The sequence below is a fragment of the Streptomyces sp. NPDC030183 genome (assembly GCF_055573455.1).
Map to the genome: position 1 here is coordinate 1 of NZ_JBVIBK010000060.1, position 10,750 is coordinate 10,750.

The 10,750-nt window shown below is 67.7% G+C and carries 12 protein-coding genes and 2 pseudogenes; 5 read left to right on the forward strand and 9 right to left on the reverse strand.

The genetic code is table 11. The features are described 5' to 3' along the window. Window positions 1-335: 335 nt before the first annotated feature. Window positions 336-509, reverse strand: coding sequence for a CsbD family protein (locus tag ACZ4Z2_RS36940; protein ID WP_468082115.1), 174 nt, complete (start codon window positions 507-509; stop codon window positions 336-338). Window positions 510-706: 197 nt separating this feature from the next. On the opposite strand from ACZ4Z2_RS36940, the gene ACZ4Z2_RS36945 reads away from it, so the two are divergent. Further along, a complete protein-coding gene (locus tag ACZ4Z2_RS36945) occupies window positions 707-1,264 on the forward strand; it encodes an STAS domain-containing protein (protein ID WP_468082116.1) in 558 nt (185 codons plus the stop codon). A gap of 559 nt (window positions 1,265-1,823) precedes the next feature. Here the strand turns inward: ACZ4Z2_RS36945 and ACZ4Z2_RS36950 are convergent. The 7 genes and pseudogenes from ACZ4Z2_RS36950 to ACZ4Z2_RS36980 all read right to left on the reverse strand — a co-directional run bounded on the left by ACZ4Z2_RS36950 (window position 1,824) and on the right by ACZ4Z2_RS36980 (window position 5,707). Further along, the gene (locus ACZ4Z2_RS36950; RefSeq protein ID WP_468082117.1) at window positions 1,824-2,141 is read right to left on the reverse strand and encodes a hypothetical protein; all 318 of its coding nucleotides are present in this window, start codon (window positions 2,139-2,141) and stop codon (window positions 1,824-1,826) included. Then, window positions 2,119-2,289, reverse strand: a complete 171-nt coding sequence (locus tag ACZ4Z2_RS36955; RefSeq protein ID WP_468082118.1) for a DEAD/DEAH box helicase family protein — start codon at window positions 2,287-2,289, stop codon at window positions 2,119-2,121. The genes ACZ4Z2_RS36950 and ACZ4Z2_RS36955 overlap by 23 nt, the downstream gene beginning before the upstream one ends. A gap of 139 nt (window positions 2,290-2,428) precedes the next feature. Then, a complete protein-coding gene (locus tag ACZ4Z2_RS36960; protein ID WP_468082119.1) occupies window positions 2,429-2,572 on the reverse strand; it encodes a hypothetical protein in 144 nt (47 codons plus the stop codon). A gap of 170 nt (window positions 2,573-2,742) precedes the next feature. Then, entirely contained in the window at window positions 2,743-2,931 is a 189-nt protein-coding gene (locus ACZ4Z2_RS36965) for a hypothetical protein (protein WP_468082131.1), read from the reverse strand. A 158-nt stretch (window positions 2,932-3,089) separates the two neighbouring features. Continuing rightward, window positions 3,090-3,361: pseudogene (locus ACZ4Z2_RS36970) on the reverse strand (DNA-binding protein); the annotation flags it as partial. After that, window positions 3,358-3,630, reverse strand: coding sequence for a hypothetical protein (locus ACZ4Z2_RS36975; protein WP_468082121.1), 273 nt, complete (start codon window positions 3,628-3,630; stop codon window positions 3,358-3,360). The gene ACZ4Z2_RS36975 and the pseudogene ACZ4Z2_RS36970, both read right to left, overlap by 4 nt. A gap of 124 nt (window positions 3,631-3,754) precedes the next feature. Beyond that, window positions 3,755-5,707, reverse strand: a complete 1,953-nt coding sequence (locus ACZ4Z2_RS36980) for an RICIN domain-containing protein (RefSeq protein ID WP_468082123.1) — start codon at window positions 5,705-5,707, stop codon at window positions 3,755-3,757. Between the two features lie 815 nt (window positions 5,708-6,522). Here ACZ4Z2_RS36980 and ACZ4Z2_RS36985 point away from each other — a divergent pair. Then, entirely contained in the window at window positions 6,523-7,458 is a 936-nt protein-coding gene (locus tag ACZ4Z2_RS36985) for an ADP-ribosylglycohydrolase family protein (RefSeq protein ID WP_468082125.1), read from the forward strand. Window positions 7,459-7,468: 10 nt separating this feature from the next. Beyond that, complete coding sequence (locus tag ACZ4Z2_RS36990) at window positions 7,469-7,597, forward strand: hypothetical protein (RefSeq protein ID WP_468082126.1); 129 nt, start codon at window positions 7,469-7,471, stop codon at window positions 7,595-7,597. A gap of 133 nt (window positions 7,598-7,730) precedes the next feature. Here the strand turns inward: ACZ4Z2_RS36990 and ACZ4Z2_RS36995 are convergent, their stop codons facing one another. After that, window positions 7,731-8,453: a Type 1 glutamine amidotransferase-like domain-containing protein gene (locus ACZ4Z2_RS36995; RefSeq protein ID WP_468082128.1), complete on the reverse strand. Its 723-nt coding sequence runs from the start codon at window positions 8,451-8,453 to the stop codon at window positions 7,731-7,733. Window positions 8,454-8,850: 397 nt separating this feature from the next. On the opposite strand from ACZ4Z2_RS36995, the gene ACZ4Z2_RS37000 reads away from it, so the two are divergent. After that, complete coding sequence (locus tag ACZ4Z2_RS37000) at window positions 8,851-9,798, forward strand: immunity 49 family protein (RefSeq protein ID WP_468082130.1); 948 nt, start codon at window positions 8,851-8,853, stop codon at window positions 9,796-9,798. Continuing rightward, window positions 9,773-10,112 (forward strand): annotated as a pseudogene (locus tag ACZ4Z2_RS37005) (GNAT family N-acetyltransferase); the annotation flags it as partial. The gene ACZ4Z2_RS37000 and the pseudogene ACZ4Z2_RS37005, both read left to right, overlap by 26 nt. Window positions 10,113-10,750 lie beyond the last annotated feature (638 nt).

Below are 10,750 nucleotides of genomic sequence, written 5' to 3' on the forward strand. Positions count from 1 at the left end.
CAATCCACACCGAACCGGAAGGCCCTCACCTGTTCAAGATCCCCCAGCCGAGACCTGGCTCACTCGTCCACAACCTCCCGAGACAGAACACCTAGACCCCTCAGGGGAACCGGTGTGGCATGTCCTTGCGGCTCACAAGGACTCCACGCTGTCCGGTATGCAGAAGCCGGGGGAGCTCGGCAGGCCGGAGCCGACGGACAAGCACTGCTTCCCCTGTATGAAGACGTTTCAGGCACCCATGGCATGACCCGCCCAGGAGGGCGCGTGTGGGCGTCGGTGGGGTTTACGAACAAGCGGTGGGCCCCACGTGCGGGCCCACCGAGCGTGTCCGGCTGTCAGCGCCGGAAGGCGTCCTTGATCTTCTCCTTCGCCTGACGCACGTCACCCTTCGACTTCTTGGCCTGGCCCTCGGCCGCTATACCTTCATCGTCCGTCGCACGGCCGACGACTCCCTTGGCCTTGCCCTTGGCCTGCTCCATTTTGGCCTTCGCCTTCTCATCTCGCGCCACCGCTGATCACTCCCAGTCGCAGTCGCCGTTGGGGCTACTACGTCGAGTTACCCCCTGCGAAGGGTGCAAACAGCGCTTGAAATACCGCGCCTCTACCAGTCGTTTGGGGGCGGCCCCCGCTTTCCCGTCAGGCGTTGCGGGAGTCCCGGTTACGACGACGTCGCCACGACGTATCTGAAGACGTCACCGTCGCCGCGGTGCGTGAGGTGCTGGAGCCGCGCCAGCCGAAGGGCTGGGTGTTGCAAAGCTGGGGTAGGCGTTCCGGCGGGCATTGCGCCGGTGCTGTGGACAAGGTGCAGATGACGGCCATGGCGTGGCTGGCCAAGCGCGGACTGCCACCCATGCCGTCCTCGATGCGGTCCACTGCGTACAGCAGCGGATCCGACCCGCCCGAAACCACTGCCACAGTGACCCTCGGACCGGTCACAGCGCCCGCTGCGGGCCCTCGAAACCGATGGCATCCGCGTGACACCGTGGCCGGCGAGATCGACCGCGACACCATCGAACCGCTCCGCCAAGCCCTCGAAGCTCTCTACTTCCTCCGGCCCCGCATCGTCCTCGACATGCACCAGGTCACCTTCATGGACTCCAGCGGCATCAACATCCTCATCCGCGCCTACCAGGCCGTCGCCGCTGCTGAGGGCTGGATTCGGCTGGTCGCACCCACCGACAACGTCAGGCGCCTGCTGCAGATCGTCGGCGTCGACGCCGTCATCGACTGCCACGAAACCCTCAGCGAGGCACTTGGCACCTGACCGATCCCCCACACCGGCCCTGCGCTGACGGCCGGATCAGAGCTGAGGGTGATCGTGCAGGTAAAGGGGGCGGATCTGGCGCCAGTACTCATGGACGAGGTCTTCCGCCTCCTGCACCACCCGCTGATCACTGGATGCGTCCGTGGGCAGGTGTTGCTCAGCAGCAGCGGTGGAGCCCGTACGCCGGGCGTCCCTCGACGCTGTCCAGCGTGAGGGGCGGTGGCACGCGCGTGCAGCGTGCTGCCTTCCGCTTCGCATCACAAAACACCACCGCGCGAGCAGTATCACCGCCACCAGCGAAAACGCGCTGGCGGCATACGTCTCATGACCGGCCACTGGCTCCTCCTGCCGGACACCCGTACGGACCATGCCACGCTCGTCTGCCCCGTATCGCATGTTCAACGCCACTGTTTGGCCAAGAAGCCTCACAGGAGAACATGCAAGGTGCGCAGCCGGAAGGCCGTCCCGAGGAACGGACCGGGAGGAAGTCGTCGGGATGCTCGCGTCGCCACGTAGACCTGCGACGCGTGGGCGCGCACAGGGAGACGACCGGCCGGCATCAGCCGGGACAGCACCAGCTCTTCGGGCAGGGCCACGGCGGCACCGCCCACTTCTTGTCGGCCCGCCCCGCGATCCGGTGTGCCTCGTCCATGACGGCGAGGTCGAACGGCGGCACCGCGTACCCAGTGCGCTGAGTCTGTTCGATCTTGTCCAGGGAGTCGTAGGTGCAGATGACCGTCGACGCACGGATGTGGTCCTCCCCCTCCCCCACCGCTGACATCAGCCCGCCCAGCGCCTGCGGGTCAGTGGTCGACTTGACCCGGGCCGCGACCAGGTCGTCGCGGCTGCCGGCGTCAAGAGAGGAGACGATCACCATGTGCTCCAGGCAGACCGTCCCGCCGCCAGGCCAGCGCGGTCTGCGCGGCCAGGTCCAGGGTGGGGACGACGAACAGCACCAGCCGCGCGCCGAGTCCGTCCGCTGTGCGGATCGACACCAGCGTCTTGCCGGTGCCCGTCGCCGACACGAACAGCCCTCGCGTCCCCGCGCCCCCAGATGCCGCACCAGCCGCTCCGCTGCCTCCACCTGGTCGGGAAAGAGCCGCGCGCGCCCAGGGCGGCCGGGGCGCGGCAGGTCCACCACCGTCATGACAGCTCCCTGCCGAGTCAGTGACTCCAGTAGTCGCGGCGGGGCAGTTCGGCCCACACGTCGGGCGGCCCGGTCACCGCGCGCCGGTCGGCAAGGCGCAGGCCTGTGAAGGCGCAGGCGTAGGCGACGGCGTTGTCCTGGTAGAGGTAGGCGGCCAGCACCTGTGCGGGGGTGTCGTCCTCGTCCGGTTCTCCGCCGGGGTGCAGGTCCGATCCCCCGATGATTTCTTGCGGGCGATGCTGCCCTGGTTGCCGCTCTTGGGATGGGCGTAGAGGCCGTAGCAGAGGGTGCCTGCGGACAACCGGGCCAGCACGCCCGGCATCTGCGGCGTTTATCCCCAGGGCTGGGTGATGATGCAGCCGCCCGGCACGGACGTCACGCCGACGATGTGCAGGCTCTCGTCCATGTCGTGCGCGTAGGGATCGTCCAGCAGCTCGTTCAGCACGCCGAGGAGACCGTCGTCCACCACCGGCGTCGCCTGAAGACGGCCTATCGCCTCGACCGCGTCGATGCCCGCCACACACGGAGGCCCGTCTCGTCGTAGTCGAACTCACCCAGCGCCGACGAGGTGGCCTCCGCCTTGGGCGTGCGGCGGCCGACTGTCGGCGGCTGGGAATCGGGTAAGGCCGAGCCCCGGCTTCCGGGCCATGACGGCTTCCTTCCCACAGTGCCGTCACCCAGCATGGCGTCGACTGCGTACTTGTCGCCGTGCAGTCCCGCCGTACCCAGCAAAGCGGCAGTGCGGCACACCGGCTCGGCACCAAGGCGGGACATGGTCCACTTCAGTGCGGCTTCGCTGATCTCCGGGTGGATCACCTCGACCGGTACCGCTGCCGAGGTGATCACAGGGAGGTCGGCGTCGCGAGCCACCGTCAGTCACTCTGGATTTCCCGATCACGCTGTACCGCCTTCACCAGGCCCTCGCTGTCCAGGACCAAGGCACCGCTCACGCGGCCACCCCAGCATTTGAGGCGCCGCCGGTGAGCCGGGCACGCTTTGTCGCTACGGCCTCGGGGTCGGCCGGGCCGTGCACCCTGTCGAAGTCCGCGATCAGCTCGTCCAGGTCGTTCCGCTCCGTCTGCCGCTGGGCCGCCTTCTCCAGGTATGTCGATACGCCCCGCTTGCCGACCCGCTCACGGATCGCCTGCAGCGTTCCGGCGGCAGTGTGACAGAGATGCCGCTGGTGGGCCGTCGCCGGGCAGGACGTCCACGTCGTCAAACGGAGGCATGACGGAGTCGGGCACGCGTCCTGCGGGCGCGGGGTGCCCAGGCGCCTCGCGCCCGCAGGGGACCGGCACCGCTGCCCCTCGCAACAGGCTGAGGAGGAGGGGACGGAGGGCAGGTCAGGAGGGGATGATCTGCCATTGCTGCCGCGTCAGTGACGCGTACGGTTGCTGCTCGATGTTGGCTCCGTCGGCGGTGCTGCCTTCGTCGACGGCGAGGCAGAGCCCGCTGTAGCGGTTGATGAGGACGTAGTAGCCGTCGCCGGTGGGCGTGACGGCCCAGTGCTGCTGGGGGGCGCTGGCGTCCGCCCAGATGTTGACGTTGCCGCCGTCGGCGCGGGAGAGGCCTCCGACTTCCAGGAGCTTGCCGCTGGCCACACCCTTGATCCTGTAGTAGCCGTCGCCGGTGCTGGCGAAGGTCCACTTCTGGTTCGGCTTGTCGAGCCAGGACCACTGCAGGACGTTGGTGTTGTTCGCGGTGGCCCCGTCTGCCACGTCGGCGACCTTGCCGCTGTGCCGGGCGGCCAGTCGGTAGACGGTGCCGTCGCCGGGCAGTGTGGTGGACACGAGTGCCGGCTTGGCGGTGCGGCCGCCGATGCGCAACCCGCTGATGTTGGCGTAATTGCCGGTGGCCGCGTTGACCTTGATCCGTACGAAACCCACGTTCCTGGCCGGCCACTCGGCCAGCTTCAGGGTCCGGTCGCCGGCCCAGGTGCCGGTGGTCACCTGGGTGAAGTTCGTGCCGTCGGTGCTGGTGGAGATGGTGTACGAGGTGATGTCGCCATCGGTGGAGTTGTTGCGGCTCCACTGCTTGGGCAGGTACTCCAGGGTGGAGACGTTGCTCCACACCCCGCCCAGGTCGATGGTGATCGACTGCGGCAGTGCCAGACTGCCGCTGCCCGGCGTGGTGCTCCAGGTCGACCAGCAGGTTTCGTAGCGGATGTCGCTGAGTCCGTCGATGGCGTTGAGCGGTCCCTCGCCGGTGTGGAAGCCGGTCGCATACGCGTTGACCGGCGTCACGGGGTGCTCGGCGCGCAGTGGTTGGGGGGGCAGTGGCTGGCGGGAGGTGTTCGGGCTCCAGGCGGCGCCCACTTCGGCGAGCCGGTTGACGATGTTGGTGTCCAGCCTGCCGTTGCGGTTGGGCGGGCAGTTGAGGATGAACGAGGTGTACTTCGGCTCCAGGTCAGCCAGGTGGTTCAGGATGTCCGCCTTGCTCATCAGGCTCTCGTTCGGCGTGGTCGGGTGCCAGAACCAGCCGTTGCTGATGGTCTGCCCCTGCATACCGGCGTAGGTGTTGCCCGCCGGCGCCGAGACGCCCAGCGGCTCCTCGAAGAAGATCGCGTCGCTGAGGAAGGGCACGGACAGTCCGCCGATGTCGATCATGACACAGTCCGGCTGCAGCTCCTTCACCAGTGAACGGATCCTCTGGTAGGAAACGGCCTGCTGCCCCATCTGCCACGCGTAACCATCGGTCATGAACATGTCGATGGTGCCGTAGTTGGTCAGCAGCTCGCGGATCTGACCGAGCACGAAGGTCATGTCACCAGGCTGGATGGCATCGGTGATCTCGAGCCCGGACACCTTGTGCCGGCTCTCCCACGCCTCGACGCCGAAGGTGCGGTCCCAGATCGAGTAGTAGAACCCGACCTTCAGCCCTTTCGCGCGGAAGGCGTCGCAGTACGCCTTCACCACGTCCTGCTTGTAGGAGCTGTTCGCGACGTTCTGCGTGCCATAAGCACTCGGCCACAGCGCGAAGCCGTCATGGTGCTTGGTCGTCAGGATGCCGTAACTCATCTTCGCGGCGACCGCCGCGTCCGCCCACTGCCCGCAGTTGACACTCGGGGGAGCGAAGAGGGTGGGGCTCTGGTTGGGTTCCGCCCACTCCTGGTTGGTGAACGTGCCCAGGCTGAAGTGGTTGAACATGCCGAACCGCATGTCGACCATCCTGCTCAGATTGGTCTGCGTGTCCGCGGCGGACGCCTGCGACAGAAGGCCCGAGAAACCGGGGACGAGCGGCAGGGCGGTCGCGGCGGTCGCCGCACCCGCCGCGCCGAGAAATGTACGGCGAGTCATTCTCGATGAGGACACGGCCCACTCCTGTGGATCGAAGGTATGGATGGTGGTGACGACGTGCTGTGAGAGATTCGACTCAATCGGCGTCGAACGGAGCTATGTGCAGGCTGGCCCGCCAGGTGAACTGACCTCCTGAGCTCGGCCCCCAGCGCAGGCGTGAGCTCGGCCTCCGGCGCAGGCGTTAGGCGCTGGGCTGCAGGTCTTCCGTTCGATACAGGGCCCCGGACGCAACGGCGAAGCCGGCCGTGGTTGACCGCCATGCCGACGAGCGGCCCCTTCGGCGAGTGATCGGCTCTGACAAGGTCTTCTCCTGGCACTTCACAGGACAGCACACGCGGCCACGGCCTTGAACACTGCGCGTGTTCAGAGGAACAACATGGGATGTATTAGCAGGCACCAGTCGGTCACCTGTCTAGGGTTTCGACGGAAATTGCCAGACCAACCCGGAAGTGAGGTGACAGACTCGTTCGTGTGCCGGACAGAGTGAGTTGATTCATCGGATGTGTTGGCCTTGGCGGGTACCGTCGACCTGGCCGAGCAGATTGCGCTCACCAGCGTCCTCGACGGCTGCCCGGACACCGTCATCGAGGTCATCCGCGCCCGCTGACCCTCCCCTGCCGCGTGTTGGCCCCGCTGACGCTGCGGCCCAGGTCGCTGTCGGCGAAGGCGGGGGTGGCCGGCCGCGTCGGCCCCTGACCGTCTCGCTCCGGCTGCAGCGCCGCCCGTCAGCCACTGCACACTCGCCCGTTCCGAAGCCGGTTGTCCAAGGAAACGGGGCCGCGCGGCCGTCGGCACAGCACAGATAACCTGCGCGGATGGAGCGGATTCAGCGGGCCGCCGGCGCGGTCGTCGGCTCAGCGGTGGGTGACGCCCTGGGCGGCCCCTTCGAGTTCGGTCCCCAGGGAGCGTTCTCCGCACGGTTTCCCGCGCCTGGTGGCGGTGGTGAGATGTGCGGAGGCGGCGGCTGGGACCCTGGCGAGGCCACCGACGACACGCAGATGGCCGTCCTTGTCGCGGAGTCGCTATTGGAGCGGGGCGGACTGGACCTGCCGGATATCTTCGCCCGCTTCCAGCGGTGGGCAGCATCAGAACCGAAGGACATCGGCCTGCAGACCGAAGATGTCCTGTCCAACGGCATGCCCTGGGATCTCGCCGCCGCGATCCACTTCCAGGTCAACCAACGAGCAGCGGGAAACGGCTCCTTGATGCGGGCATCGACCTCCGCGGTCTACTTCGCCTCGTCCGGCCAGGAAGCCACCATGGACGCCGCCCGTCGGATCGCTGCCCTCACCCACGGTGACCGTGCGGCCTGGGAAGGCACCGCGATCTTCCACGAACTCATCCGCGGCACACTCGAGGACACCGATCCCCTCACTGCGCTCCCGGACATCCTGGCTCTCGTCCACCCCGACCATCGCGGCCGCTACGCCGCAGTCCTCGCGCCCGGCTGGCACCCCGATCAGGCGACCGAGTTCAACGGTGCCGTCTGGCCCTGCCTGGGCTCAGCCGTCTGGGCCCTGCGCACCACCACCAGCTTCGAAGACGCGATACGCGCGGCGGTCGACCTCGGCGGTGACACGGACACCGTCGCCGCGGTGACCGGAGGCCTCGCGGGGGCGTATTACGGGCTGGACGCAATCCCCACCCACTGGACCCAGCCACTCCATGTCCCCCTCCCCGGGTTCGACGGACGGGTGCTGCACCTGACAGATCTGCTCCACCTTGCACACCGCCTCGTAGAGCGCCGTTGATGAGGCAGGTGTGGTAGCCCGGGTAAACGGCGACCTGGTGGTGTGGGAGTCCTGCCGGCTGGCGTTCGAGCGGCTGCAGCAGGGCCCGGCCCGCTGCGGCAACCCGGCCTGCTCGTCAGTCATCGGCGTGGGCGCCTGACCCGCAAGAGTCCCATATCGAGCCAGTGGACGCGGAAGACGACGGCAGCCGGATGATGAGGAACCCTGCGGCGCGGAATCCGATTACCTCGCCCCACGCCTCGCGGCAGCCCGATGGAAGGCGATGCAAAGGGTCACTGTGATTGAGTCAGCAAGGAGCACGGGACAGCACGCTCCATAGCTGCCTTCTCTCCATCCGGCTCGACCCAAAATAGGGAAGCCTGCGGCGTGCGGGTCACCGTTTCCGTCAGGAGGCCGTTGGTGAAGAGAGCGCCGACGCCGTCCTCCAGCGCCCACCCTGCGGGGAGTGCGCCAGTGCCTACGGCCGCTTGGTAGGAGGAGCGGCGGCCCGGCTCACTGTCGTAGTGCGGACAGACCGAGCCGGGCAACAGGCCCAGCCCGTCCGACAGAAACGTCAGCGGTCCGAAGGAGTCGGTATGTGAGCCTTCGGCCCAGCAGTTGGCGCCTGCACTGATGCCGCACAGCAAGGTGCCGCCGTCGTAGGCCTCGTGCATCAGCTGGTCCACGCCGTGCGCACGCCAGACTGCGAGCAGGTTCGCAGTGTTGCCGCCACCTACGTACACGATGTCTTGGGACAGCAGAAATGTGCGCAATGCGGCGTCATCGAGCCCCCGCCGGAACAGCGGCAGGACACTGGGTTCACAGGCGCGTGACTCGAACGCGGAGAGGAACCGGTCGATGTAGGCGGGGGCATCGCCGCTGGCCGTGGGCACAAAGCACACCTTGGGCCGAGAAACCCGTGCGTGACCGAGTACCCAGTCGTCGAGCAGACCATCGTCGTCCACGGAGAAGCCGCCCCCGAGGAGGGCCAGACGACGCCCGGGATCGACAGCCAACGGAGTGCCTCCTCAGCACACAAGCCCCACAGAACAGACGATGTCCCGAACAACGCCGAGCCATCCGCTGCCTCCACAAGTGAAATACGCCGTCACGCACAGCCGGACCACCAACCCGGCTCACAAACACCTACTTAAGCCTCTCCCGCCGGCATCCTCGTCACCGACTGCGTGCCGGCAACGCCCGGACGCGACTTTCGACGTTTCTCCTGTCCTTCACATCGAGCCCGGTCAAGGGGTGAAGAGGTAATGACGGTGATCTTCTGCACCCTGTGGCGGACACCCAGGCGCGTGCGACCACGGCGGCACGAAGACAACGTGTGAGCACTGTCCTGCCTGCGCGGCGAAGCGCCGAGAGAAGGCCGCGTTGTCAGTAGGCGCTGCGAGGATGGCAGACATGACGATCAAGAGAGTGGCACCTCACGTCGTGGCGGAGCAGCGGATCGAGCAGGCTCTGGAGGACATGTGGGGGCGGGCTCACGACCAGTGGCACGAGATGCGCTATGGCGTCATGCCGCTTCGGCGCGGTCTCAGGGAGCTGGGCGAGGAACTGGCCGACCACATCGCCGCGCGGACTGTGCAGGACCCCACGCTGTGTACCCCGGATTCCCGTATCGCCCTGGTCACGGCGGCGGAGTGCGCCCTGGGGGTGCTGAGCCTCGCGTGCTTCCCGGACGGCGACTTCGAGGTGCCCCTGCCCCTCGTGCCGAGGACGCTGAGCAGCTCGGAGCTGCACTACGAGGAGAGGTGGGAGCCGACCCATCCGGCGACCACGGCGCGGACGTGGATCGACGCGTTCGCGTGGTCTGTGATCAGCGGACTGATATGGGAGCGCAGCCGTGTGATCGGTCCTCTGCTGCGCGAGGACTACGCACCCGCCATCCGTGACGGCGTGCCGTACTCGAAGCGGGAGTCGGTGTCCGAACCGGCCGACCTCGCCGAGATGGACGCGCTGTGCGGCTACCTGAGCGTCGTGCAGGGGCGCTACCCCGGCGCGATACCTGGCCCGGTACCGCTGAGCAAGCCGGAGGCCGCCGAGCGGGCGCGGGCGGCCGCGCAGCTGGATGCGGCCGGGACGCTCTCGCCGGACCAGCAACTGCTGCGCGTCCTGCTCGACGACGACCAGGACGCTTTCGAGCAAGCCCTACAGGACCGGCTCGTGATGCATCGCGCGACCGCCGGCGCAGACCCGGCCGCCCGGAGTCTGCTGCCGGTGGAGACCGTCATGGTGGCCGCCCTCGCCCGTCTCGCGCACAGCTGGCAGCTGAGCGTCCGGTCCCCCTACCTGCCCGAATCACTGCTGAGTGCCCCGCAGCAGTCATTGGGACTCCCCGCCGTGGACTGAACCAGCTCGCGCCCAGCGCTTCATCGCGACCTGCCGGACGATCGAGGAGGAAGGCACGGGAGCGCGGGTGGCCGTCGACCGCGTCTGCGACGGCGTGTTCATTGGCTGGTGCGGCCTGACCAGCTGGAACCCCGGACTTCCGCAGCGCGTCCCTGGGCTACGTCTTCGACGCCGCCGCGTGGGGCCACGGCTACGCCACGGAGACCGCGCACACCGTCCTGCGGTGGGCGTTCCACACCCTGGATCTGAACCGCGTCCAGGCCGAGACCGATACCCGCAACGTGGCGTCCGCCCGGGCCCTGGAGAAGCTCGGCTCTCTCGGTCAGCGTCTCGGGTCGGCTGAGGATCCACCTCGTCACCACGCGGGGTGCCGGCAGTTGCGCGGTGACCGGCCGCGGCGAGGTGCGCTTCTCTCGCAGGTAGGCGCTGACGCGGCCGTAGCTGCCTCGATAGCCCAAGGGAACGATCTCCTCCCAGAGCTTCCAGGCGCTGGTGCAGCCCTCGTTTCAACGTTCGTCCAGGTAGGGCTTGTACTCGTCGAGGACGAAGGTCCTGTTGTGCCGCCACTGGCCGCGACAGAGGTCTTCCGGCTTGCAGCGTCGGCGAGGTTTTTGACGGTGCGGTGGGTCATTTGGAGCTGACACCCGACGGAACGGCGGCTGTGGCGTGTTTCCAGCAGCGCGTGGAGCGTAGCGGGCGGCCGGTCAATGCGGGCCCACGGCGTCCGCTCCATGAGCGGGGCGCTGGTGTCATCGGTGGTCCACAGCGGGTTGAGCCCGTCGGCGCGGGCGATGCCGCTGCGCTTGGCGACGGCCTGCGCGGTCGCGCAGGACAGCTAGACGAGTAGTTCCGATTACGGGGTTCACGAACGGAGGGAGGGTGTCCAACATCGGGTTGTGACGACCGATTTAGACACCCTCTTGACGGCACTGTACGTGCATGTCGATGACCG

Bases quoted from the DNA above. Each gene is read 5' to 3' on its own strand.
- ACZ4Z2_RS36950 (WP_468082117.1), bottom strand. From the start codon at position 2,141: ATGGTGATCGTCTCCTCTCTTGACGCCGGCAGCCGCGACGACCTGGTC.
- ACZ4Z2_RS36980 (WP_468082123.1), bottom strand. From the start codon at position 5,707: ATGACTCGCCGTACATTTCTCGGCGCGGCGGGTGCGGCGACCGCCGCG.
- ACZ4Z2_RS36985 (WP_468082125.1), top strand. From the start codon at position 6,523: ATGGAGCGGATTCAGCGGGCCGCCGGCGCGGTCGTCGGCTCAGCGGTG.
- ACZ4Z2_RS37000 (WP_468082130.1), top strand. From the start codon at position 8,851: ATGACGATCAAGAGAGTGGCACCTCACGTCGTGGCGGAGCAGCGGATC.